The sequence below is a fragment of the Leisingera sp. S132 genome (assembly GCF_025144465.1).
Lineage (GTDB): Bacteria > Pseudomonadota > Alphaproteobacteria > Rhodobacterales > Rhodobacteraceae > Leisingera.
In genome coordinates, this window is the sequence record NZ_CP083553.1 from 341,833 (window position 1) to 365,080 (window position 23,248).

General features: G+C 63.2%; 31 protein-coding genes. 28 read left to right on the top strand and 3 right to left on the bottom strand.

Annotated features, from left to right (window positions below):
- Window positions 1–59 precede the first annotated feature (59 nt).
- Together K3725_RS01635 and K3725_RS01640 are read right to left on the bottom strand one after the other, a co-directional pair.
- Complete coding sequence (locus K3725_RS01635) at window positions 60–833, bottom strand: hypothetical protein (protein WP_260017147.1); 774 nt, start codon at window positions 831–833, stop codon at window positions 60–62.
- Between the two features lie 196 nt (window positions 834–1,029).
- The gene (locus K3725_RS01640; protein ID WP_260017148.1) at window positions 1,030–1,647 is read right to left on the bottom strand and encodes a hypothetical protein; all 618 of its coding nucleotides are present in this window, start codon (window positions 1,645–1,647) and stop codon (window positions 1,030–1,032) included.
- Window positions 1,648–1,838: 191 nt separating this feature from the next.
- On the opposite strand from K3725_RS01640, the gene K3725_RS01645 reads away from it, so the two are divergent.
- The 19 genes from K3725_RS01645 to K3725_RS01735 all read left to right on the top strand — a co-directional run bounded on the left by K3725_RS01645 (window position 1,839) and on the right by K3725_RS01735 (window position 12,593).
- The gene (locus K3725_RS01645; protein WP_260017149.1) at window positions 1,839–2,459 is read left to right on the top strand and encodes a 2OG-Fe(II) oxygenase family protein; all 621 of its coding nucleotides are present in this window, start codon (window positions 1,839–1,841) and stop codon (window positions 2,457–2,459) included.
- A gap of 42 nt (window positions 2,460–2,501) precedes the next feature.
- Window positions 2,502–2,864, top strand: coding sequence for a hypothetical protein (locus K3725_RS01650; protein WP_260017150.1), 363 nt, complete (start codon window positions 2,502–2,504; stop codon window positions 2,862–2,864).
- Between the two features lie 50 nt (window positions 2,865–2,914).
- Window positions 2,915–3,958 (top strand): succinylglutamate desuccinylase/aspartoacylase family protein, encoded by a 1,044-nt coding sequence (locus K3725_RS01655; RefSeq protein WP_260018549.1) that lies wholly within the window; start codon window positions 2,915–2,917, stop codon window positions 3,956–3,958.
- 199 nt (window positions 3,959–4,157) lie between these two features.
- Window positions 4,158–4,358 carry a 50S ribosomal protein L29 gene (gene rpmC, locus K3725_RS01660; RefSeq protein ID WP_019297994.1) on the top strand — a complete coding sequence of 67 codons (201 nt, stop codon included), beginning with the start codon at window positions 4,158–4,160 and terminating at the stop codon, window positions 4,356–4,358.
- Window positions 4,359–4,369: 11 nt separating this feature from the next.
- A complete protein-coding gene (gene rpsQ / locus K3725_RS01665; RefSeq protein ID WP_005621877.1) occupies window positions 4,370–4,600 on the top strand; it encodes a 30S ribosomal protein S17 in 231 nt (76 codons plus the stop codon).
- A 99-nt stretch (window positions 4,601–4,699) separates the two neighbouring features.
- Window positions 4,700–5,068 carry a 50S ribosomal protein L14 gene (gene rplN, locus K3725_RS01670; RefSeq protein WP_005621870.1) on the top strand — a complete coding sequence of 123 codons (369 nt, stop codon included), beginning with the start codon at window positions 4,700–4,702 and terminating at the stop codon, window positions 5,066–5,068.
- Window positions 5,069–5,070: 2 nt separating this feature from the next.
- Complete coding sequence (rplX, locus tag K3725_RS01675; protein WP_260017151.1) at window positions 5,071–5,376, top strand: 50S ribosomal protein L24; 306 nt, start codon at window positions 5,071–5,073, stop codon at window positions 5,374–5,376.
- Window positions 5,376–5,939, top strand: a complete 564-nt coding sequence (rplE, locus tag K3725_RS01680) for a 50S ribosomal protein L5 (protein WP_039152141.1) — start codon at window positions 5,376–5,378, stop codon at window positions 5,937–5,939. Before rplX ends, rplE begins: the two co-directional genes overlap by 1 nt.
- Window positions 5,940–5,959: 20 nt before the next feature.
- The gene (gene rpsN / locus K3725_RS01685) at window positions 5,960–6,265 is read left to right on the top strand and encodes a 30S ribosomal protein S14 (protein WP_019297997.1); all 306 of its coding nucleotides are present in this window, start codon (window positions 5,960–5,962) and stop codon (window positions 6,263–6,265) included.
- Window positions 6,266–6,278: 13 nt separating this feature from the next.
- Window positions 6,279–6,671, top strand: coding sequence for a 30S ribosomal protein S8 (gene rpsH / locus K3725_RS01690; RefSeq protein WP_019297998.1), 393 nt, complete (start codon window positions 6,279–6,281; stop codon window positions 6,669–6,671).
- Window positions 6,672–6,683: 12 nt separating this feature from the next.
- Window positions 6,684–7,217, top strand: coding sequence for a 50S ribosomal protein L6 (rplF, locus tag K3725_RS01695; RefSeq protein WP_039183854.1), 534 nt, complete (start codon window positions 6,684–6,686; stop codon window positions 7,215–7,217).
- An 11-nt stretch (window positions 7,218–7,228) separates the two neighbouring features.
- On the top strand, window positions 7,229–7,588 hold the full coding sequence (rplR, locus tag K3725_RS01700; protein ID WP_039183852.1) for a 50S ribosomal protein L18: 360 nt from the start codon (window positions 7,229–7,231) through the stop codon (window positions 7,586–7,588).
- 118 nt (window positions 7,589–7,706) lie between these two features.
- Window positions 7,707–8,276 (top strand): 30S ribosomal protein S5, encoded by a 570-nt coding sequence (gene rpsE, locus K3725_RS01705; RefSeq protein ID WP_039174353.1) that lies wholly within the window; start codon window positions 7,707–7,709, stop codon window positions 8,274–8,276.
- Between the two features lie 13 nt (window positions 8,277–8,289).
- Entirely contained in the window at window positions 8,290–8,478 is a 189-nt protein-coding gene (rpmD, locus tag K3725_RS01710) for a 50S ribosomal protein L30 (RefSeq protein ID WP_019298002.1), read from the top strand.
- 249 nt (window positions 8,479–8,727) lie between these two features.
- Window positions 8,728–8,940 carry a DUF1127 domain-containing protein gene (locus K3725_RS01715; RefSeq protein ID WP_019298005.1) on the top strand — a complete coding sequence of 71 codons (213 nt, stop codon included), beginning with the start codon at window positions 8,728–8,730 and terminating at the stop codon, window positions 8,938–8,940.
- 264 nt (window positions 8,941–9,204) lie between these two features.
- A complete protein-coding gene (locus K3725_RS01720) occupies window positions 9,205–9,420 on the top strand; it encodes a DUF1127 domain-containing protein (RefSeq protein WP_260017152.1) in 216 nt (71 codons plus the stop codon).
- Window positions 9,421–10,002: 582 nt separating this feature from the next.
- Entirely contained in the window at window positions 10,003–10,473 is a 471-nt protein-coding gene (gene rplO, locus K3725_RS01725) for a 50S ribosomal protein L15 (protein WP_019298008.1), read from the top strand.
- A gap of 111 nt (window positions 10,474–10,584) precedes the next feature.
- Window positions 10,585–11,949 carry a preprotein translocase subunit SecY gene (secY, locus tag K3725_RS01730; protein ID WP_260017153.1) on the top strand — a complete coding sequence of 455 codons (1,365 nt, stop codon included), beginning with the start codon at window positions 10,585–10,587 and terminating at the stop codon, window positions 11,947–11,949.
- Window positions 11,946–12,593, top strand: coding sequence for an adenylate kinase (locus K3725_RS01735; protein WP_260017154.1), 648 nt, complete (start codon window positions 11,946–11,948; stop codon window positions 12,591–12,593). Before secY ends, K3725_RS01735 begins: the two co-directional genes overlap by 4 nt.
- Before the next feature lie 36 nt (window positions 12,594–12,629).
- Here K3725_RS01735 and K3725_RS01740 read toward each other — a convergent pair whose 3' ends face one another.
- Entirely contained in the window at window positions 12,630–13,142 is a 513-nt protein-coding gene (locus tag K3725_RS01740; RefSeq protein ID WP_260017155.1) for a BLUF domain-containing protein, read from the bottom strand.
- Between the two features lie 195 nt (window positions 13,143–13,337).
- Between K3725_RS01740 and rpsM the strand changes: the two genes are divergently transcribed.
- The 9 genes from rpsM to K3725_RS01785 all read left to right on the top strand — a co-directional run bounded on the left by rpsM (window position 13,338) and on the right by K3725_RS01785 (window position 23,125).
- Window positions 13,338–13,706 (top strand): 30S ribosomal protein S13, encoded by a 369-nt coding sequence (gene rpsM / locus K3725_RS01745; RefSeq protein WP_019298012.1) that lies wholly within the window; start codon window positions 13,338–13,340, stop codon window positions 13,704–13,706.
- Between the two features lie 14 nt (window positions 13,707–13,720).
- Window positions 13,721–14,110 carry a 30S ribosomal protein S11 gene (gene rpsK / locus K3725_RS01750; protein ID WP_260017156.1) on the top strand — a complete coding sequence of 130 codons (390 nt, stop codon included), beginning with the start codon at window positions 13,721–13,723 and terminating at the stop codon, window positions 14,108–14,110.
- 113 nt (window positions 14,111–14,223) lie between these two features.
- Complete coding sequence (locus K3725_RS01755; RefSeq protein WP_260017158.1) at window positions 14,224–15,240, top strand: DNA-directed RNA polymerase subunit alpha; 1,017 nt, start codon at window positions 14,224–14,226, stop codon at window positions 15,238–15,240.
- 136 nt (window positions 15,241–15,376) lie between these two features.
- Window positions 15,377–15,805 carry a 50S ribosomal protein L17 gene (gene rplQ / locus K3725_RS01760; RefSeq protein WP_019298015.1) on the top strand — a complete coding sequence of 143 codons (429 nt, stop codon included), beginning with the start codon at window positions 15,377–15,379 and terminating at the stop codon, window positions 15,803–15,805.
- A 169-nt stretch (window positions 15,806–15,974) separates the two neighbouring features.
- Complete coding sequence (locus K3725_RS01765; protein WP_260017159.1) at window positions 15,975–18,395, top strand: CHASE3 domain-containing protein; 2,421 nt, start codon at window positions 15,975–15,977, stop codon at window positions 18,393–18,395.
- A gap of 302 nt (window positions 18,396–18,697) precedes the next feature.
- A complete protein-coding gene (locus tag K3725_RS01770; protein WP_260017160.1) occupies window positions 18,698–19,777 on the top strand; it encodes a 3-deoxy-7-phosphoheptulonate synthase in 1,080 nt (359 codons plus the stop codon).
- Window positions 19,778–19,892: 115 nt separating this feature from the next.
- A complete protein-coding gene (locus K3725_RS01775; protein ID WP_260017161.1) occupies window positions 19,893–20,306 on the top strand; it encodes a hypothetical protein in 414 nt (137 codons plus the stop codon).
- Window positions 20,307–20,396: 90 nt separating this feature from the next.
- Window positions 20,397–21,803: a trypsin-like peptidase domain-containing protein gene (locus tag K3725_RS01780; RefSeq protein ID WP_260017162.1), complete on the top strand. Its 1,407-nt coding sequence runs from the start codon at window positions 20,397–20,399 to the stop codon at window positions 21,801–21,803.
- On the top strand, window positions 21,803–23,125 hold the full coding sequence (locus tag K3725_RS01785; RefSeq protein ID WP_260017163.1) for a replication-associated recombination protein A: 1,323 nt from the start codon (window positions 21,803–21,805) through the stop codon (window positions 23,123–23,125). The genes K3725_RS01780 and K3725_RS01785 overlap by 1 nt, the downstream gene beginning before the upstream one ends.
- Window positions 23,126–23,248 lie beyond the last annotated feature (123 nt).

Sequence of the window (23,248 nt, forward strand, 5' to 3'; positions counted from 1 at the left end):
TCAAATATTTTTTGAACGCCGTTCAAAAAACCGTCGGCTTCACCGCCGGCCCGATCCGGCTAGACGGCGCCCGTCAGGCCGGAGCCGCTGCCAAGGGCGGGCAGGGGCAGTCTGGCCGCATGCGGAACCAGATGGCCGGGAGCTGCCGCAGGGCTCAGCTTTTCGCTGGGCTGCGAGAAGCTGAGATTTGTGTCCCCGGCAAGGCTGGCTTGGATGCAGCTGTCCAGATCGCCCCGCTCCTTGAGGTCCGCCGCCAGCGAATGGACGGCGCCGGGGAAGAGCCAGTGGTGAATATTGCCGCCTTTGGGAAACAGCTGGGCGTGCTGGCCGTCCATGCCCGTGCCGCTGGAGAAGATGAAATACTCCGTCTCCGGCACGAAGTAGTGGCCCGCGGGCTTCATCGGAAAGCTCTTGATGCTCTTGGAGTACACCCGCCACCGCCTGTCGCCGGGCGCGGCCTCCGGATCGACGCTGAACTGCGGCACAAAGGCAATTGACCGCTCAATTGGCAAGAAGGCGCTTGCAACGATGGCCAGGTAGCCGCCCATGCTGTTGCCGATCGAAAACAGGGTGCAGCCCCCTGCCGCCTCCAGAACGGTTCTGGTCAGCGCGTCCCAATCCAGACGGTTCCCCCAGGACCGGGTCTTGTCGTAGCAAAAGATGACATTGCTGCAATTGCGTCCGGAGCCGGCAAATTCGGGCTGCTGCACGTCGATCAGCTCCACCGCCTGTCCTATGCCGGGAAAAGACAACAGCACGGTGCCCCCTGCCGGAACGGGCCCTGGCTTCAGGGTTTCCAGCCGCAAAGTGTCGTCTTCGTAAATGATGTGCATGATCCAATGCCTTCGCTTCTGCGGTTCCCGATGGATCTTGCACAGGGGTGGTTAAATTGCGGTAAGCCAGCAGGGGCAATGTGTCCCGCGCCACGGCGCCGATGCCGGTCCGGGGGTGGCAATGGCGGGTGGTAAATGCCACTTCCGCCGGCAGCGCCGCGTCCCTGCGGTCATCGGCTGCAGTATCCCTTAGGGGCTAACCTGACAGGCGTCCAATACCCCAGAAATCACAGGTGTCCTCCTCGGCATAAAACCCCTCAAAATATGCCTCTGGCCGTGCCTTTTGCAGGCTGCTGCTGGTCTGGCAGATCAGGTAGTAGTGATAGTCAGTGTAAATCGTGCAGTAAAAGGACAAGTCTGCAGGCCAAAGCTCCACCCAGTCGCACTCTTGCGATTTGTCCAGCAGATCATGTGCCGGAAGCCTGGACTGCGATACTCCCCAATGCCCTGCGGCAACAACCTCCTGATGCCCAAGCGCTTGGACGAACGCGCCCATCGACAGCTCCAGCAGCGGCGAGGCACGGCCTTCGTCCGGCGGATAGATGCTGCGGGCCGCGCAAGCCCTGAGCATATGCTCTGTCTCTTCCGGGCAGGCGAATTCAGGCGGCAGGCGCTTGGACCCTGTCAAACGGAGCGCGCGGTTGACCTGCCGGATGGAGGCAAAGCCGCACATGTCTGCGATTTCCTGCCAGGAGACGCCGCAGGATGGCCCTTGCGTCTTGGCAGTCTTCAGCACGCTTTCCGGTATCCAGTCGCCGTTCTTCCACGGAGGGTGGCCCGGCAGCCTGAGAAACGGATTGAGGGCAACGAACACGGACTGGAAATCCCTTGCGAACCATTGCCTGTAGGGCGTTTCGTCCTGACCAGGGTAAGAGAACGGAGCTGTTTCCAAGTCAAATTGCCTTTTGCCAATATGGCCGGAGGTTAGGGCGCAGCAGCTATTGCCGCAAGCGGGCCTGCAATTGCTGCATTGGTTCCCGTGCAGAGCTGCGCTAAGACGGCGCCATGGCTCAGATTGAATCGCTCTTCGTGACCCGTCTTTATCGCGCGCAGCTGTCCGAATACGGACCATCGGTTGACGCGCAGGAACTGGAAAACTCCTGCTTCGTGATCGCCGGCGACGACGATGCCGGCCAGGACTGGTGCGAGGAGAACGGCTACCCCGGTTATACCTCCTATGCCTCGCTGACCGATCTGCCCTGGCGGTTCCCGATCTTTGCCGATCTGGTGAAATCGCTGGACCAGCACGTCGCTGCCTTTGCCAAGGACCTGGAGTTCGACCTGGACGGGCGCGAACTGAAGCTGGAGGATCTCTGGATCAACATCCTGCCCGAGGGCGGCACCCATTCCAGCCATCTGCACCCGCATTCGGTGATTTCCGGCACCACCTATGTGTCGATGCCAGACGGCGCCTCGGCGCTCAAGCTGGAGGACCCGCGCTCCGCCCGGATGATGGCGGCGCCCACCCGTACCAAAGACGCCCGGCGCGAGCTGCAGCCCTTCATCTACATGAAGCCGGACGTGGGTGACGTGCTGTTGTGGGAAAGCTGGCTGCGCCACGAGGTGCCGATGAACATGGCCGAGGACGAGCGGATTTCGGTGAGCTTCAATTACAAGTGGGAGTGATTTGCGCTCCCCTGCGATTCACATGCAAACCGGGCATTGCCAATGTATGACCACGCGCCGGTCGTGCTCCGGGAGGGCGAGCAGATTGTTCATGCTGTCCATGCGCGCATTGCGCCCACGCTGACCGAACTTCTGGTCATCGTCCTTTGCGCGCCGCTTGCCTTGGTGGTCTGGCTGTTCGTGCACCGCACATTTCGCTCAGCCACCTATGTGATCACCACCCGGCGTGTGCTGGTGGTGGAAAAGCAGGGCGCTTGCAGTGAGGTCGCCATCAAGGACATCCAGCGTCTCAGGACCTTCCGCGGCGCCATGATGATCCATGCGGCAGAGACCCGCCTCTGGCTTCCCCGGCTCCCGGACGGCTGGCAGTTCGAAACCATCCTCAACAGGGTGCGGGAATTGTAAAAACTCCGGGACTCGCCTAGCTTCCCGGAATGGCACTGCGGGAGGTATGGATGGCGCGGCGTTCCCCTTTTGAAATCGGCGGCTTCCACATTCCGCCCGGCACCCGCCGCACGGTGGACCTGCCGGTCAGCGTGCTGTCGGACCACACGCCGGTCACCATGTCCGCCCATGTGATCCACGGCGCGGAGGAGGGGCCTGCGCTGTTCGTCTCCGCCGCCATCCACGGCGATGAGGTGATCGGGGTGGAAATCGCCCGCCGCCTGCTGCGCAGCCGCCAGTTCTCGCGGCTCAAGGGCACGCTCATTGTGGTGCCGATCGTCAACACGTTCGGCTTCCTCAACCACTCCCGCTACCTGCCGGACAGGCGCGACCTGAACCGCTCCTTCCCGGGCAGCGAGGGCGGGTCGCTCGCCAGCCGCCTGGCGCATCTGTTTATGACCGAGGTGGTGGCGCGCTGCGATCTGGGCATCGACCTGCATTCCGCCGCCATCCACCGCACCAACATGCCGCAGATCCGAGTGTCGCCCAAGTCGCCGGAGACGCTGGCGTATGCCGATGCCTTCGGCGCGCCGGTGGTAATCCGCTCCTCCCTGCGCGACGGCAGCTTGCGCAAGGAGGCACAGAAGGCGGGCGTCGATATCCTGCTTTATGAGGCGGGGGAGGGGCTGCGGTTCGATGAGCAATCCGCCCGCGTCGGCGTTGCCGGCATCCTGCGGGTGATGCACGCGCTCGGCATGATCCCCGACGACGGCGTGCCGCTGGCCGAGGCGGTGCCGGTCAAGGCCAGCGACAGCAGCTGGGAGCGTGCGCCTGCGGGCGGCCTGTTGCGCGCCTACAAGACCACCGGCGAGATGGTGGAGGAGGGCGACGTGCTGGGCATCGTCGCCGACCCTTTCGGCGAGGAGGAGATGGAGCTGACCGCCAGCCAGCCCGGCCTGATCATCGGCCGCGCCAACATGCCCATCGTCAACGAGGGCGACGCCCTGTTCCACATCGCCAAGGTGTCCGCGCCGGAAGAGGCCGAGGGCCGCATCGAAAGCTTGAGCGCGCAGCTGGACGGGGCGGCGATGTTTGATGAGGATGAGATCATCTGACCGCTCCGGCGGCCCGCCAATCTTTCCCTTGCCCCTCCCCCGCGTCTCCTCTATAGGGACCCATCGCTTGCGCCCGGTCCGGCATGGATCAGGGGCAGGTGATTCTTTTTTGCTGCCCGTTCCGGGCGGTTGACATAACCCACCAGGTAACAAGGTGACCTTCGGGGCCTTCTGGTGCTTTGGACAAGGAACAAAGGCGATGAACGCCAATGATCTGCGCGAGAAGACCGTGGATGAACTCCGCGATATGCTCGCATCCCTGAAAAAAGAGAGCTTCAACCTGCGCTTTCAGCAGGCAACCGGTCAGTTGGAATCGACCTCCGGCATCAAAGCGGCCCGCCGCAATGCTGCCCGCGTCAAGACCATCCTGAACGAAAAAGCCGCAGCAGCGGCCGAATAAGGAGCGACACAATGCCCAAACGTATCCTGCAAGGCGTTGTGACCAGCGACGCAAACGCCCAGACCGTCACCGTCTCGGTTGAACGCCGCTTCACGCACCCGGTTCTGAAGAAAACCATCCGTAAGTCCAAGAAGTACCGGGCTCACGATGAAAAGAACGCTTTCAAGGTCGGCGATTCCGTACGCATCATCGAATGCGCGCCGAAATCGAAAACGAAACGCTGGGAAGTTCTGGAAGCCTAAGAGTCTCATCCGAGACTCCTGGCGGCTAGACTTAACAGTCAGTCGAAACCCTGGGGGATACCAGCACGCATCGCTGCCCCATAGGTCGGGAGAAACCACATGATCCAGATGCAAACAAATCTGGATGTTGCTGACAACTCCGGCGCCCGCCGAGTTCAGTGCATCAAGGTTCTGGGTGGCTCCAAGCGTAAATACGCTTCCGTTGGCGACATCATTGTCGTCTCGGTTAAAGAAGCCATCCCGCGCGGCCGCGTGAAAAAAGGCGACGTCCGTAAGGCCGTTGTCGTGCGCACCGCCAAAGAAGTCCGCCGCGAAGACGGCACCGCGATCCGTTTTGACCGGAACGCAGCTGTCATCCTGAACAACAACAACGAGCCGGTCGGTACCCGTATCTTTGGCCCGGTTGTTCGTGAACTGCGCGCGAAAAACTTCATGAAGATCATCTCGCTGGCTCCGGAGGTGCTGTAATCATGGCTGCGAAACTCCGTAAAGGCGACAAGGTCGTCGTGCTGGCAGGCCGCGATAAGGGCAAGGAAGGCACCATTGCTTCCGTTGACCCGAAAGCCGGCAAAGCCATCGTCGAAGGCGTGAACATGGCCATCCGCCACACCCGCCAGACCCAAAACAGCCAGGGCGGCCGTCTGCCCAAGGCACTGCCGATCGACCTGTCGAACCTGGCACTGCTGGACAGCAACGGCAAAGCAACCCGCGTCGGCTTCCGCGAGGAAGACGGCAAGAAGGTGCGCTTCGCCAAGACCACCGGGGAGACTGTCTGATGCTTGACGCTGCAACCTACACCCCGCGCCTGAAAACTCTTTACAAGGACACCATCCGTGGCGCCCTGAAAGAAGAGTTCGGCTACAAGAACGACATGATGCTCCCCAAGCTGGAGAAAATCGTTCTGAACATCGGCTGCGGCCGTGCTGCTGTCAAAGACAGCAAGAAAGCCAAATCCGCCCAGGCCGACCTGACCGCGATTGCGGGCCAGAAGGCTCTGACCACCGTGGCAAAGAACTCCATCGCCGGCTTCCGCGTTCGCGAAGGCATGCCGATGGGCGCCAAGGTGACCCTGCGCGGTGACCGGATGTACGAATTCCTCGACCGTCTGATCACCATCGCGATGCCCCGTATCCGCGACTTCCGCGGTGTTTCGGGCACCTCCTTCGACGGCCGCGGCAACTATGCCATGGGCCTGAAAGAGCACATCGTGTTCCCGGAAATCGACTTCGACAAGATCGATGAAGCCTGGGGCATGGACATCGTGATCGCCACCACCGCGAAAACCGACGCGGAAGCAAAGGCGCTGTTGAAAGCTTTCAACATGCCCTTCAACAGCTAAGCGCGGGAAGGATAGAGACCATGGCTAAGAAAAGCATGATCGAACGCGAGAAGAAGCGCGAGCGCCTGGTGGCAAAATACGCCGCAAAGCGTGCCGAGCTGAAAGAAATCGCAAACGACGAATCTCGCCCGATGGAAGAGCGCTTCAAGGCGCGTCTGAAACTGGCGAAACTGCCGCGCAACTCGTCGGCAACCCGTCTTCACAACCGTTGCCAGCTCACCGGCCGTCCGCACGCTTACTACCGTAAGCTGAAGGTCAGCCGTATTGCGCTGCGCGAGCTGGGTTCTGCTGGTCAGATCCCCGGCCTGGTGAAATCGAGCTGGTAAGGGAGAGACTGATATGAACGATCCTATCGGCGATATGCTCACCCGTATCCGTAACTCTCAGATGCGCGGCAAATCCACCGTCATGACCCCGGCTTCCAAGCTGCGGGCATGGGTGCTGGATGTGCTGGCAGACGAGGGCTACATCCGCGGTTATGAGAAGATGACTGGTGAAAATGGCCACCCGGCCATCGAAATCAGCCTCAAGTACTTCGACGGCGAACCTGTCATTCGCGAGCTCAAGCGGGTCTCCAAGCCCGGCCGCCGCGTTTACATGGGCGTCAATGACATCCCGTCGGTCCGCCAGGGCCTGGGCGTGTCGATTGTCTCCACCCCCAAGGGTGTGATGTCGGACGCAAACGCACGCGCAGCCAACGTTGGCGGCGAAGTGCTTTGCACCGTCTTCTAAGGAGGCCTCGCAATGTCCCGTATTGGTAAGAAACCGGTCGAACTGCCCAGCGGCGTTTCCGCCTCTGTGTCCGGCCAGACCATCGAAGTGAAAGGCCCGAAAGGCGCCCGCAGCTTCACCGCAACCGACGACGTCACCCTGACCGTGAACGACAACGTTGTCACCATCGAGCCGCGCGGCAAGTCCAAGCGTGCCCGTCAGCAGTGGGGCATGTCCCGCACTCAGGTGGCCAACCTCGTGACCGGCGTGACCCAGGGCTTCAAGAAAGAGCTGGAGATCCAGGGTGTGGGTTACCGGGCTCAGATGCAGGGCAACACCCTGAAACTGAACCTGGGCTACAGCCACGACGTCGACTTCGTTGCACCCGATGGCATCACCATCACCGCACCGAAGCAGACCGAAATCGTTGTGGAAGGTATCGACCAGCAGCAGGTGGGCGAAGTGGCGGCGAAAATCCGCGACTGGCGCCGTCCCGAGCCGTACAAAGGCAAGGGCATCCGCTACAAGGGCGAATTCATCTTCCGCAAGGAAGGCAAGAAGAAGTAAGGACCAGCAAAATGGCAAACAGCAAACGTACCCTGTTTCTGAAGCGCCGGCTGCGCGTCCGGAACAAGCTTCGCAAAGTGAACGCAGGCCGTCCGCGTCTGTCCGTGCACCGTTCGAACAAGAACATCTCTGTTCAGCTGATCGACGACCTGCGCGGCGTGACTCTGGCAGCGGCGTCGACCCTGGAAAAAGATCTCGGTGTTGTTGGCAAGAACAACATCGAAGCAGCGGCCAAAGTTGGCGCAGCAATCGCAGAGCGCGCGAAAGCGGCTGGCGTGAGCGAAGCTTACTTCGACCGCGGCGGCTTCCTGTTCCACGGCAAGGTGAAGGCTCTGGCCGACGCTGCGCGTGAAGGCGGCCTGAAGATCTAATCCCATGCGGGCAGCCTCTTGGGGCTGCCCCGATGATCCGGGAGACCGGCCTCTGGGCCGGTTCTCACCAAGGATCGGATAAACAGGCGCCTGAGCGCCGCACTGAAAGGAATGCCTGATGGCAGAACGTGAAAACCGCCGCGGCCCCCGCCGCGAGCGTGAAGAGGCACCGGAATTTGCAGATCGCCTGGTCGCGATCAACCGCGTGTCGAAAACCGTAAAAGGCGGTAAGCGCTTTGGCTTCGCAGCCCTGGTTGTCGTTGGCGACCAGAAAGGCCGCGTCGGCTTTGGCAAGGGCAAGGCGAAAGAAGTGCCCGAGGCGATCCGCAAGGCGACCGAGCAGGCGAAGCGCCAGATGATCCGCGTGCCGCTGAAAGAGGGCCGCACTCTGCACCACGACATGGCCGGCCGTCACGGCGCAGGCAAAGTTGTGATGCGGACCGCACCGGAAGGTACCGGTATCATCGCGGGCGGCCCGATGCGTGCCGTGTTCGAGATGCTGGGCATCAAGGACGTGGTCTCCAAGTCGATCGGTTCGCAGAACCCCTACAACATGATCCGCGCCACCCTGAACGGCCTGCAGAAAGAGCAGAGCCCGCGTTCGGTGGCTCAGCGCCGTGGCAAAAAGGTCGCCGACATCCTGCCCAAGCGGGACGACGCACCGGCAGCTGCCGAAGCTGAAGCGTAAGGAGTAGAGAGACATGGCAAAAACCATCGTCGTCAAGCAGATCGGCTCGCCGATCCGCCGCCCCGCCAAACAGCGCGCAACCCTGGTTGGCCTGGGCCTGAACAAGATGCACAAGACCCGCGAGCTGGAGGATACTCCTTCGGTCCGCGGCATGGTCAACTCGATCCCGCACCTGGTTCAGATCATCGAAGAGCGCGGCTAAGCCTCTTTTCGACACTGACTTTGGAAAACGCCTCCGGTCCGCCGGGGGCGTTTTTCGCGTTAGGAGCGCAGCCTCGCAGGCCGGACGGGCCGGCTATCGGGCTGCAAGCCCCTTGCGGCGCGTGCATAGCGGCTTGCCGGTTGCGTCAGTTGTTCGACTCATTCCCCGGTCCTATCTCAGTGTCACATCGAAAGACTGAACAAAGACCGCCGGGAATAGGCCCGGCATCAGACACGAAGGACCTGAAAGATGGCACATGTTATCTCCGCTGCACACACCGGCCACAGCCTGACCGCACGCATCCGCGCAACCGTCGAAGGCCTGGTCGACTCCTGGACCAAAGCCCGCGAATTCCAGCGCACCTACAATGAGCTGGACGCGCTGTCAGACCACGAACTCTCGGACATCGGCGTCCGCCGCAGCGACATCGCCGACATCGCGCATCAGCACGTCTACGGCTAAGAATTCCCTTTTCCCGGGCGCTCCTCTCCTCCTCCTCTTCATGCCCGGGCCAAAGCGCCTCTGCCCTGTCCGGGCGGGGGCGTTTTCTATTGAGGGCTTTCAAGTCATCTCACGCATTTGTGCTATGCATGTGCCGCATAGCCGCCAGACCGAAGCAGGCGTTGCGCTGGTTCGGGGCCATCCTTATCTCCCTTTCACTTCAGACGAACAGATCAAGCGACGCGCCGGAGGCACGCTCCGGCAGCGCAGCAAGGAACAAGAACAATGGCCTTTACAACTCTTTCCGCACCGGCGTCTGCCGGTCTCTTCACCCGTTTCCTGAGCGTGGCCGCCGGCCTCTACCAGAACTGGCAGCTGCGCCGCGAATACCGCCAGACCGTCCACGCCCTTCGCGCGCTCTCGGCCCGCGACCTGGCCGACATCGGCCTCAGCCGCTGTGCCATCCCCGGCGCCGCCCGCGAGCACGTCTACGGCAAGTGATCTCCCTGGCCGGCTGACGGATCCTCCTCCCTCTCCGAATGCCTGGCCCAAATGCGCCCCTGCCATCCCGGCGGGGGCGTTTTTGTTTTTCAGGTCCGGGTCTGCCTTCCGTGGTCTGCAAAACCGGGGGCGCCAGCCCGTTGCGCACCCACCGTACGCACCGCCTACGGGGTTTTAACCCGTCTACGGCAATATCATCCCCGGTCATGATCACCCGCCGGGCCTGACACCCCCGGCACCTGGAATTGGGCTCCGGTCTGGCACCCGGAGCGCGCAAATCGCGTTTTCGCATGGGGACAACCCCATCCCATCTCCACCCCGGCGGCGCCGCCACCCTTTAACGGACGGCCAGCGACGGAACGGAAACAGAGAGACAGACGGCAGGACAAGCAACCGGCGGGGCAGGGGCCCTGGCGGTCCCTGCTGCTGTCCCATTGCCCGGTCTGCCCCGCGGGGCTTGATCCTATCCCTCAACCCGTCTATACGCCCCCGGTGGCGTTCTGCGCCACGGAATCACCAATCAAGAAACGCCGCGTTTGGCCCATCACGCTTCGGGGGCCACATCCGGCAAGGAGAAGCGACATGAAACTTCACGAACTGCGCGACAATGCAGGCGCCGCCAAGAAACGCACCCGTGTGGCCCGTGGCCCGGGTTCCGGCAAAGGCAAAATGGGCGGCCGCGGCATCAAAGGCCAGAAATCCCGTTCGGGCGTCTCGATCAATGGCTACGAAGGCGGCCAGATGCCCTTGTACCAGCGTCTGCCCAAGCGCGGCTTCAACAAGCCGAACCGCAAGGCATACGCCGTTGTGAACCTGGGCCTGATCCAGAAGTTCATCGACGCAGGCAAGCTGGACGCGGCCTCCATCACCGAGGATTCGCTGGTTGCTTCCGGCCTGGTCCGCCGCAAACTGGACGGCGTCCGCATCCTGGCCAAAGGCGAAATCACCGCCAAAGCAACCATCGCAGTCACCGGCGCATCCGCTGCTGCTGTTGACGCCGTGGCAAAAGCTGGCGGCACTTTGACTGTGGCAGCCCCCGCCGCCGCAGAGTAACGGCTTGTGAGCGGCGCCAATGCCGCTTACATAGTCTCCGAGTTTTCCTAGAACGCCGCCCGAGCCGGAAAACGGTTCCGGGCGGCGTTTCGCTAAAGAAGAGACCTTTTCATGGTATCAGCAGCAGAACAAATGGCGGCAAACACCAGCTGGGCTGCCCTTGGCAAAGCTACGGATCTGCGCAACCGCATCCTGTTCACCATCGGCCTTTTGATCGTCTACCGCCTGGGCACCTTTATTCCGGTTCCCGGCATCGACGCAGCCGCCCTGCGCCAGTTCATGGAGCAGGCAGGCCAGGGCATCGGCGGCATGGTGTCGATGTTCACCGGCGGCGCGCTTGGCCGCATGGGGATCTTTGCCCTCGGCATCATGCCTTATATCTCCGCCTCCATTATCGTTCAGCTTCTGACCTCGATGGTGCCTTCGCTTGAGCAGCTCAAGAAAGAGGGCGAGCAAGGCCGCAAGAAGATCAACCAGTACACCCGCTATGGCACCGTGGCGCTGGCGACCGCGCAGGCCTACGGCCTCGCCGTGTCGCTGGAGCAGGGCGATCTGGCCACCGATCCCGGCATGTATTTCCGCATGGCCTGCATGATCACCCTGGTCGGCGGCACCATGTTCCTGATGTGGCTGGGCGAGCAGATCACCCAGCGCGGCATCGGCAACGGCATCTCGCTGATCATCTTTGTCGGCATCATCGCCGAGGTTCCGGCAGCGATTGCCCAGTTCTTTGCCTCCGGCCGCTCCGGCGCGATCAGCCCGGCGGTGATCATCGGTGTGATCCTGATGGTTGTTGCGGTGATCATGTTCGTGGTGTTCATGGAACGCGCGCTGCGCAAGATCCACATCCAGTACCCGCGCCGCCAGGTCGGCATGAAGGTCTATGACGGCGGCTCCTCGCATCTGCCGGTCAAGGTGAACCCGGCGGGCGTGATCCCGGCGATCTTCGCCTCCTCGCTGCTGCTGCTGCCGACCACCATCTCGGCGTTCTCCTCAGGCGCGGCGACCGGTCCGGTGATGTCCTGGCTCTTGGCGAACTTCGGCCCCGGCCAGCCGCTGTATCTGCTGTTCTTTGTCGCGATGATCGTGTTCTTTGCCTATTTCTACACCTTCAACGTCTCCTTCAAACCGGATGACGTGGCGAACAACCTGAAGAACCAGAACGGCTTTGTCCCCGGCATCCGCCCCGGCAAGAAGACCGCCGAATACATCGAGTATGTGGTCAACCGCATCCTGGTTCTGGGCTCCGGCTACCTGGCCCTGGTCTGCCTCCTGCCGGAGGTCCTCCGCGGCCAATTCGCCATCCCTGTATATTTTGGCGGCACGTCCGTTCTGATTGTGGTATCCGTCACCATGGACACAATCCAGCAGGTGCAAAGCCACCTCCTCGCGCATCAGTATGAGGGCCTTATCGAGAAGAGCCAGCTGCGCGGGCGCAACAAGAAACGGACAAAACGGGGACCCTCTCGCCGATGACCAACATTATTCTCCTTGGCCCGCCTGGGGCGGGCAAAGGTACGCAAGCGCGTTACCTTGTGGAAAGCCGCCGCATGGTGCAGCTCAGCACCGGCGACATGCTGCGCGAGGCCCAGACCTCCGGCACCGAAATGGGCAAGAAGGTCGCCGCCATCATGGCCGAGGGCAAGCTGGTCACCGACCAGATCGTGATCGGCCTGATCCGCGAGAAGCTGCAGGACACTTCCCATGGCGGTTTCATTTTCGACGGCTTTCCGCGCACCCTGGCCCAGGCCGACGCGCTGGAGCGCCTGCTGCGGGAGATGCACCTGAAGCTCGATGCCGTGATCGAGATGCAGGTCGACGACGAGGCGCTGGTTGCCCGCATCACCGGCCGCTCCACCTGCGGCGGCTGCGGCGAGGTCTATCACGACCAGACCAAGCCCTGGCCGGAAGACGGAAAATGCGCCAACTGCGGCAGCAGTGACGTGACGCGCCGGGCAGACGATAATGAGGACAGCCTCAAGACCCGCCTGATGGAATACTACAAGAAGACCTCGCCGCTGATCGGCTACTACTACGCCAAGGGCAATCTCCAGCGCATCGACGGCCTCGCGTCGATCGGGGAAGTGCGCAAGAACATGGCCTGGATCATGGGCGAATAAGCTGCCCTGCGGAAGCGGGTTTCTGAACGGGCGGCCTTAGGGCCGCCTTTCGTGTGTCTGCGCAGCCAGGGCATAGGCCTGAACGAACTGCGACTTCAGCGCCTCACCGCTGTCGGGGGACAGCTCAGGGATATGTTCATTGATCCAGTTATCCTGGCCGGAAATGTCCATGTACCCCATTGACCAGGTTTCAAACAAACGCCCGTCAGCGGAATCGTGCAGCACTTCGCAATAGTCATGGTGGCGGGGGTCGGTCTTGATACGGTCGCCAAGCGCTCTGATCTCGGCCTGCGGGCCCTCGATCACCTGCAGATAGCTGCTCCCGCTCCGGATCAGAAAGCCGGTCACGTCCACCAGGAAATTGAGCGCCCTGGCTTCTTCAAGGATTTTGACGTCACAGTAGGGCGGGTGCGCTGCTTTGGACTTGTAAAGTAGTCTCGACAACATGGCCGGACTCCGCTTTTTCTGAAATTGCACGATACGGGTGGCGGAACCGGCTGGTGATTCCGTTTCCGGCGCAACCCGGTGCCTTTGCTTGTGCAGCAGCATACCGCTTAGCGGTTGACGCCACCTTAAAATCCACATAGGCAACCCCATCCCTTCTGGGAATGATTCCCGGCGGATGGATTCGTCTGTCTGCCTTACCACCTCGAAATGCTGGACCCTCTGGCCACACTGCCACGGTCAAGTGTTGTGAAAAAAGGTTCCGGCGTTACGGAACCGCAACGAAAAGGAAAGTGACACGTGGCACGTATTGCCGGCGTTAACATCCCGACTGCAAAGCGGGTTCCCATCGCCCTCACCTATATCACCGGTATCGGCAACACCTCGGCGAAAGCCATCTGTGAGGCTGTTGGCATCGACGCAACCCGTCGTGTGAACGAACTGTCCGACGCTGAAGTCCTGGCCGTGCGCGAGCACATCGACGCCAACTACACCGTCGAAGGCGACCTGCGCCGTGAAGTGACCATGAACATCAAGCGCCTGATGGACCTGGGCTGCTACCGTGGCCTGCGCCACCGCCGCAACCTGCCGGTCCGCGGTCAGCGTACCCACACCAACGCCCGCACCCGCAAGGGCCCGGCGAAGCCGATCGCCGGCAAGAAGAAGTAAGGGGGGCTTGATCAATGGCACGCGATAAAACCCGCATTAAGCGTAAAGAGCGCAAGAACATCGCCACCGGCGTTGCTCACGTGAACTCTTCGTTCAACAACACCAAAATCCTGATCTCCGATGTGCAGGGCAACGCGATCTCCTGGTCGTCCGCCGGCACCATGGGCTTCAAAGGCTCCCGGAAATCCACTCCTTACGCGGCTCAGATGGCTGCTGAGGACGCGGGCAAGAAAGCCCAGGAACACGGTGTGAAGTCGCTGGAAGTCGAAGTTCAGGGCCCCGGCTCTGGCCGTGAATCGGCTCTGCGCGCACTGGCTGCTGTCGGTTTCAACATCACCTCGATCCGTGATGTGACCCCGATCGCGCACAACGGCTGCCGCCCGCCGAAGCGCCGCCGCGTCTAATTAGAATTTTTTGCTGGGGCCCCGCTTGATTCGCAGGGCCCCAGTGCGTCATTTAAACCTCGGGCGTCCTTGGCCTTCCGGACATGGGGCAGGGACAGGAATGGAGGGAACGCATGATCCATAAGAACTGGGCAGAGCTGATCAAGCCGGCACAGCTGGAAGTGAAGCCGGGCAACGATCCTGCACGCCAGGCAACTGTCGTCGCAGAACCGCTGGAACGCGGTTTCGGCCTGACCCTGGGCAACGCGCTGCGCCGCGTCCTGATGAGCTCGCTGCAAGGCGCGGCCATCACCAGCGTGCAGATCGACAACGTCCTGCACGAGTTTTCGTCCGTGGCCGGTGTCCGTGAAGACGTCACCGACATCATCCTGAACCTCAAGGGCGTGTCCCTGCGCATGGAAGTCGAAGGCCCCAAGCGCCTGTCGATCAATGCCAAGGGCCCGGCTGTTGTCACCGCTGGCGACATTGCTGAAACCGCAGGCATCGAGGTCTTGAACCGCGACCACGTGATCTGCCACCTGGACGACGGCGCCGACCTGTTCATGGAACTGACCGTGAACACCGGCAAAGGCTATGTCTCGGCAGACAAGAACAAGCCGGAAGACGCACCGATCGGCCTGATCCCGATCGACGCGATCTACTCGCCGGTCAAGAAGGTCTCCTATGACGTTCAGCCGACCCGTGAGGGCCAGGTTCTGGACTATGACAAGCTGACCATGAAGGTGGAAACCGACGGCTCCATCTCCCCTGACGATGCCGTGGCTTATGCCGCCCGCATCCTGCAGGACCAGCTGGGCATCTTCGTCAACTTCGACGAGCCGGAATCGGCTGGCCGCCAGGACGAGGACGACGGCCTGGAGTTCAACCCGCTTCTGCTGAAGAAAGTGGACGAGCTGGAACTGTCTGTCCGTTCGGCAAACTGCCTGAAGAACGACAACATCGTCTACATCGGCGACCTGATCCAGAAGACCGAAGCCGAGATGCTGCGCACCCCGAACTTCGGCCGCAAGTCGCTGAACGAGATCAAAGAGGTTCTGTCGGGCATGGGCCTGCACCTCGGCATGGACGTCGAGGACTGGCCGCCGGACAACATCGAAGATCTGGCCAAGAAGTTCGAAGACAGCTTCTAAAGGTTTTGAGGAGGGCTCCGGCCCTCCTCTTCAATGCCCGGAACTGCCGGGGACGACACGGGCATCCGCCCCAAGGTGAGCGGCTGACACGCATCAGCCGCCTGACAAAGCAAAACGCAAGATAAGGATTGAAACAATGCGTCACGCACGTGGTTACCGCCGCCTGAACCGTACTCATGAGCACCGCAAGGCCCTGTTCTCCAACATGGCCGGCTCGCTGATCGAGCACGAGCAGATCAAGACCACCCTGCCCAAAGCAAAAGAACTGCGCCCGATCATTGAAAAACTGATCACCCTGGCAAAGCGCGGCGACCTGCACGCCCGCCGTCAGGCCGCTTCCAAGCTGAAAGAGGACAAGGACGTCGCGAAACTGTTCGAGGTTCTGGGCCCGCGCTACAAGGACCGTCAGGGCGGCTATGTCCGTGTTCTGAAGGCCGGCTTCCGTTACGGCGACATGGCTCCGATGGCCATCATCGAGTTCGTCGACCGCGACGTTTCCGCCAAAGGCGCTGCTGACAAGGCCCGCCTGGAAGCAGAAGAAGCAGCTGCTGAAGCAGACGAATAAGACGCGCTGAACCTTCCGGGTTCACTGTCTGGCCCCCGCTCCGCCCGGAGCGGGGGTTTTTCTTACGCCACGGCAGTTCGCGGCGCATCAGATTCACTTTCCATGTGAAAGGGAATCGTAATTTTCTTCTGCCTTAACGTTGTCATCCGAAATTTCCGGGACAGATGTGATGGCAAAGAAGAAGACATCCGCGGCCAGGCGGTTCTCACTGGCAAACCTCAGCACCAAGGTGAAAATCGTTTCCGTCGCGGTGCTGCCGCTGCTCTTGGTGCTTGGGGTGGGGGTGCTTGCCGTCTTCAACCTGGGCCGGATGGACCAGTCGGCCAAGGCGGTGGATCACACCCAGGAGATCCTGACAGGCTCGCAGACCCTGGCGGAGGCCGCCTCGCAGATGGAGGCGGGCCTGCGCGGCTATCTCCTGGCGGGCCGTGAGGAGTACCTGGTCCCCTTTGAGGAGGGCAAGAGCCAGGTCGCAGAAACCCTCGCCAGCCTGCGCAATCTGGCGGCGGGCGATGCCGCGATGCTGGCCACTCTGGATGAGGCAGAGCAGACCCTGACCGGCTGGCAGGAAAACGTGGCCGCAGGCGCCATCGCGCTGCGCCAGGAAATCGGCGATGCCATGACCATGAACGACATGGCCGCCGAGGTGAAGAAATCCAAGGGCCGGGTCTATTTCGAGCAGTTCCGCACCGAGATGACGAACGTCATCGAGGAGGAGGAAGTCGAGCTCAACAACCGCCGCAACACCTTCATGTCGCTGGTCAATGCAGGCATTGCGGATCCGGACTACCTGAACACGTCGCTGCAGGCGGTGGAGCAGACCCACAAGGTGATCAGCCGCGCCAAGGACCTGCAAGCCGCCGCGGTGGACATGGAGACGGGCATGCGCGGCTTCCTTCTGGCAGGAGACCGGGAGTTTCTGGATCCCTACATGGAGGGCAACGGCCGCTTCAACGAAGTCATGGCCGACCTCCGTCTGGCGCTGGCAGACAACCTGATGCAGTCAAACCGCCTGAACAAGGTGGCGGGGATCATTGACGAATGGCGCAATGAGGTGGTGGTGCCGATGCTGCAGCTGCGCCGGGTGATCGGCAGTGCCGCCACCATGGACAACATGGCCGATCTGGTGGCCGAGGGCCGCGGCAAGGAGTACTTCGACAGCTTCCGCGCCACCATGGAAACCCTGCAGGCCGCCGGCACCGCAGCCATGGCTGAACGCCGCGCCGCCAACGAGGAACTGGGCGCCCGGACCCGCACCATGATTCCTGCGGCTATCGGCGGCGCCATCCTGATCGGCGGCATCCTGGCGCTGGTGATCGCCTCCGGCATCGCGTCGGGCATCCGCCGCGTCGTGATGTCGATGCGCGGCCTGGCAGAGGGCAACAACGCGGTGGAGATCCAGGGCCAGAACCGGGGCGATGAGGTCGGCGACATGGCCCGCGCGCTGGAGAAATTCCGCGACGAACTGGTGCGGATGCAGGAGGCGGAAGCACAGAAGGCAGAGAGCAAGGACGCCGAGCTGGCGGGCGTGGTGCGCGAGCTGAGCGAGCGTCTGTCGCGGCTGGCACATGGCGATCTGACCATCCGCATCGCTGAGCAATTCCCCGAGGAATACGAGCAGCTGCGCGCCGATTTCAACGGCTCGATCGACAATCTGAACGCCACCGTCCAGCAGGTGATAGAGGCCACCACGAGCATCCGTAGCGGTGCCGCCGAGATCAGCCAGGCCTCTGACGACCTGTCGCACCGCACCGAAAGCCAGGCGGCAACGCTGGAACAGACCGCGGCCGCGATTGATGAGCTGACAGCATCGGTGAAATCCGCAGCCGAGGGCGCCCGCAACGTGGAAAACACCGTGCGTGAGGCCCGCCAGGAGGCCGAAACCAGCGGCGAGGTGGTGCAGGAGGCGGTTACCGCCATGGGCGGGATCGAGGACAGCTCAAAGAAGATCAGTCAGATCATCGGGGTGATCGATGACATCTCCTTCCAGACCAACCTTCTGGCGCTGAATGCCGGGGTGGAAGCCGCCCGCGCAGGCGAGGCGGGCCGCGGCTTTGCGGTGGTCGCCTCCGAGGTGCGGGCGCTGGCGCAGCGCTCTTCCGATGCGGCGATGGAGATCAAGGCGCTGATCTCCGACAGCTCCCGGCAGGTGGATCAGGGGGTTGATCTGGTCGGCCGGGCAGGGGCGGCGCTGCAGTCCATCGTGGGCCGCGTCAGCCATATCTCGCAGCTGGTCTCCGAAATCGCCGAAGGCGCAGAGGAACAGTCCACCGGCCTGCATGAGATCAACACCGGCGTCACCCAGCTGGATCAGGTGACCCAGCAGAACGCCGCGATGGTCGAGGAGGCCACTGCGGCCGGCCACATGCTGAACAGCGACGCGATGAAGCTTGCCGACCTGGTGACGCGGTTCCAGGTGGACGGCAGCAGCGCTGCGCTTGCGGCCCCGGCCGCGCCAGCAGCGCAGCCCACAGCCCATGGTGATGATGACTGGGGCACTGAGGACTGGGCGGCCGAGCCTGGCCCGGCCCCGGTTGCAGCCGCCGCCAATGACGGTAATGCCGCCCGCGACATGTGGCAGGACTTCTGAGGTCTGCGCGCAGGAAATTGCCAAGGTCCCTCCCGCCGGGGAGGGCCCTTGCGCTTTTGGGGGTGCGGGATTTTCAGGGGTGACAGCCCCGCGAATCTCCGCTAGCGTCCGGCCCATGACCCGTACCTATGCCGCATTCTGGTATTTCTTTTATCCGCGCCACATGGCGGACGGAGGGGTCAGCGCATTCCCGGGTTAGACAGACCGGAACGCATCAGGATACCACCAACCGCCCGCAGCCCGCTGGCGGTTTTTTCGTATCCGCCGCAGCGCCAAGGGCCTCCCGCCAAGGAAGCTGACACATGACACCCCAAACAGAGAACCTCCGCATCACCGGCATGCAGGAACTGATCTCCCCCGAAGACCTCGCGTCGCAGATGCCCTCGACGGCGGCGGCCACCGATACCGTGCTGGCCAGCCGCACCGCCATTCAGGATGTGCTGCACGGCCGCGACGGCCGCGTGATTGCCGTGGTCGGCCCCTGTTCGATCCATGATCCCAAGGCGGCGATGGACTACGCCGAACGGCTGGCGCCGCTGCGCGCGCGGCTGGCCGGAGAGCTGGAAATCGTGATGCGGGTCTACTTCGAGAAACCCCGCACCATCTCGGGCTGGAAAGGGCTGATCAACGATCCCGGCCTCGACGGCTCCTTCCGCATCAACGAGGGCCTGGGGCTGGCGCGCCGCCTGTGCCTGGACATCAACGCGCTCGGCCTGCCGGTCGGGACAGAGTTCCTGGATACGGCGGTGCCGCAGTACATCTCCGACCTGGTGGCCTGGGCCGCCATTGGCGCCCGCACCACCGAAAGCCAGATCCACCGCGAGATGGCCTCCGGCCTCAGCTGCCCGGTGGGCTTCAAGAACGGCACCCGCGGCAATGTGCAGATCGCGGTGGATGCGGTGCGCTCTGCCGCGCATCCGCATCATTTCATGGCGCTGGCCAAATCGGGCCGCGCGGCAATTGCGGCCACCAGCGGCAACCCGGACTGCCACCTGATCCTGCGTGGCGGCGGCGGTACCAACTTTGACGCGGCTTCCGTCGATGCGGCCTGCAAGCTGGCGGAAAAGGACGGCATCCGCGGCCATGTGATGATCGACGCCAGCCACGCCAACAGCGGCAAGGATCCGATGCGGCAGCCCGCGGTGCTGCGCGACGTGGCGGCGCAGATCGCCGGCGGCGACAGCCGCATCACCGGCGTAATGGTGGAAAGCCAACTGGTGGCGGGCCGCCAGGACCTGGGCCAGGGGGAGCTGACCTACGGCCAGTCCATCACCGATGGCTGCCTGGGCTGGGAGGACACCGTGGCCGAGCTGGAGCATCTGGCGGCAGCGGTTGCCAAACGCCGCATGGCGGCCCCGCAGGCGGAACTCGCGGAGGCCTGAGGCCCGCCAGCAGGGGACGCGCCTTGCGGCGCGTGCCTCCGGCAGGGAGTATTTGGGGAAAGATGAATGCAGAGCGGCCTCTTGCCAGACGCCGGGTTTTGCGGATCATGGCACCATGAGCACCGCAAACCCCGCCGGCTATTCCGGCAAACCACTGTTGCAGAAGCTGGGCTTCAAGCCCGGCTTCCGTGTCGCCGTGAGTGGTGCACCGGAGAACTACACTGCACTGATGGCGGGGGCCGGGGGCGTGGATTTCGACCGCCAGGGCGCAGCGGCCGCCTATGACGCCGCGCATGTTTTCCTGACCGCTGCCGGATCAGAACAGCAGGCCGCGGCCCAGGCCATCGCCGTGCTGCGCCCGGGCGGCATGCTGTGGCTGTCCTGGGCCAAGAAAAGCTCCAGGCTGCACAGCGGCATCACCGAGGACAGCCTGCGCGCTGCGGTGCTGCCGCTGGGCTGGGTGGACGTCAAGGTCTGCGCGGTCGATGCCGACTGGTCCGGGCTGAAGTTCCTCAGGCGCCGGGGCTGAGAGGCGTGCCTTTGCCCGCAGGCCGCTGATGCCTTGCAATCCGGGTGCGCTCTCCGCATATCCTTCACGCAGCAACAAACGGGAGCCCCCATGAACCGCCCAGCCCTGACCGCCCTTGCCCTGTGTCTTGCCCTGCCTGCGCTGGCCCTTCCGGCCGCCGCCGAAACCAGGGTGCCGCAGAGCCAGGCAGAGATCGCGCTGGGGTTTGCGCCGCTGGTCAGGGAAGCGTCTCCGGCGGTGGTGAACATCTATGCCAAGGTGGTGCGCCAGGTGCAGCAGCGCCGCCGCTCGCCGTTCATGAACGATCCGTTCTTCGATGATTTCTTCCGCGGTTTCGCCAAGCCGCAGCCGCGGGTGGAAAACTCGCTGGGGTCGGGGGTGATCCTGTCAGCGGATGGTATCGTGGTCTCCAACTACCACGTTGTCGGCAGCGCCACCGAAATCCGCGTGGTGACCAATGACCGGCGCGAATACAATGCGCGGGTGATCCTGGGCGACAAGGCCAGCGACCTGGCGATCCTGCAGCTGGATGAGGCCGCGGACCTGCCGCATCTGGATCTGCGCAACAGCGATGAGGTGCAGGTGGGCGAGCTGGCGCTGGCAATCGGCAACCCGTTCGGGGTTGGCCAGACCGTCAGCAGCGGCATCATCTCAGGGCTTGCGCGCACCGGCATGGGGGCGGGGGATGGCTTTGGCTACTACATTCAGACCGATGCGCCGATCAACCCGGGCAACTCCGGCGGCGCGCTGATCGACGTCAATGGCGATCTGATTGGCATCAACACGCGCATCCTGTCCCGCTCCGGCGGCTCCAACGGCATCGGCTTTGCGATCCCTGCCAACCTGGTCAAACAATTCGTCGAACAGGCCAGGGACGGCGCCGAGGAATTCCAGCGCCCCTGGGCTGGCATGGCCGGGCAGCCGGTGGATGCTGATCTGGCTGCTTCGCTGGGTATGGAGGTGCCGGAGGGCATGGTGGTCTCCGACCTGCACCGGGAAAGCCCCTTTGCCAAGGCAGGGTTCAAGGTGGGCGATGTGATCACACATGTGGATGGCGAGGTGGTGAATTCCCCGTCCGAAATGGTGTTCCGCATGTCGGTCTCCGGCCTGGGCGGCACCGCTGAGATCACCCGCCTGCGCGGGGACGAGCGCGAGGCGGTTGCGGTGCCGATGATCACCGCGCCGGACCAGCCGCCCGCCAACCCGGTGCAGCTGGATGAGCGGACCGCGCTGCCCGGCCTGACCGTGGCGCAGATCAATCCGCAGGTGATTGCCCGGCTTGGCCTGCCGCTGTCGGCGGAGGGCGTGGTGGTCACCGATCCCGGCCCTTATGCGGGCCGCGGCGGGGTGCAGCCCGGCGACGCGCTCTTGGCGGTGAACGGCCAGCCCGTCACCGGCACCGAGGACGTTTATGCCATCCTCGCAAACAGCGGCCGCTGGATTCAGCTGGATCTGAACCGCCGCGGCCAGCGCGTCACCCTGCGGTTCCGCACCTGATGGCGGACCTGTTCGGCAGCCCGGAGCCCGCGGATGGCGGCGCACAGCAGGCCAGCAGGAACCGGCCGCTGGCCGACCGGCTGCGGCCGCAGTCGCTGGTGGATGTGATCGGCCAGGAACAGGTGCTGGGTCCTGAGGCGCCGCTGGGCGTGATGCTGGCCTCGGGGTCTTTGTCGTCGCTGATTTTCTGGGGGCCGCCGGGGGTGGGCAAGACCACCATCGCGCGGCTGCTGGCGCAGGAGACCGACCTGCATTTCGTGCAGATATCGGCGATCTTCACCGGCGTGCCGGAGCTGCGCAAAGTGTTCGAGGCCGCCAGGATCCGCCGCGAGAACGGGCAAGGGACGCTGCTGTTCGTGGATGAGATCCACCGCTTCAACAAGGCCCAGCAGGACGGTTTCCTGCCGCATATGGAGGATGGCACCATCCTTCTGGTGGGGGCGACAACGGAGAACCCCTCGTTTGAGCTGAACGCCGCTGTGCTGAGCCGTTCGCAGGTGCTGGTGCTGGAGCGTCTGTCGCTGGCGGACCTGGAACGCCTGACCCAGCGCGCCGAGAGGGAGCTGGGCCGCGCCCTGCCGCTGAGCGGGGATGCCCGCGATGCGCTGCATGAGATGGCCGACGGTGACGGGCGGGCGCTTTTGAACCTCATTGAACAGGTTGCCGCCTGGAAGGTGGAGGCGCCCCTGGGGCGGGAGGCGCTGTCCAGCCGGCTGATGCGCCGGGCGGCCAAATTCGACAAGTCCGGCGACGAGCATTACAACCTGATTTCCGCGCTGCACAAATCGATCCGCGGCTCCGACCCGGATGCAGCACTCTACTGGCTGGCGCGGATGCTGGAGGGCGGCGAAGACCCGCGCTTCCTGGCCCGGCGCCTGACGATGATGTCGACCGAGGACATCGGCATGGCCGACCCGCAGGCCAATACGGTTTGCCTGAACGCCTGGCAGACTTACGAGCGGCTCGGCAGCCCGGAGGGCGAGCTGGCGCTGGCCAATGCCGCCGTCTATCTGGCGCTGGCGCCGAAATCCAACGCGGTCTATGTCGGTATCAAAGCGGCGCGGCGGCTGGCCAAGCAGACCGGCAGCGCGCCGCCGCCCAAGCATATCCTGAACGCGCCGACCAAGCTGATGGCGGAGCAGGGCTATGGCGACGGCTATGCCTATGACCACGACGCCGAGGATGGTTTTTCCGGCCAGAATTACTTCCCCGACGGGGTGAAGCGGCCGGTGCTCTATCAGCCGGTGGAGCGCGGGTTCGAGCGCGAGTTGAAGCGGCGCACGGATTACTTTGCGAACCTTAGGGCAAAGCGGAACAAGTGAAGCGGCTTTGCCGGCAAAGCCGCTGCCTCCGGCGGGAGTATTTGGGGAAAGATGAAAGGGAAGAACCTGTACCCGCGTCAGCCCTGCGCGCCGTGCAATACGGGCAAAACTTGACATCCCTGC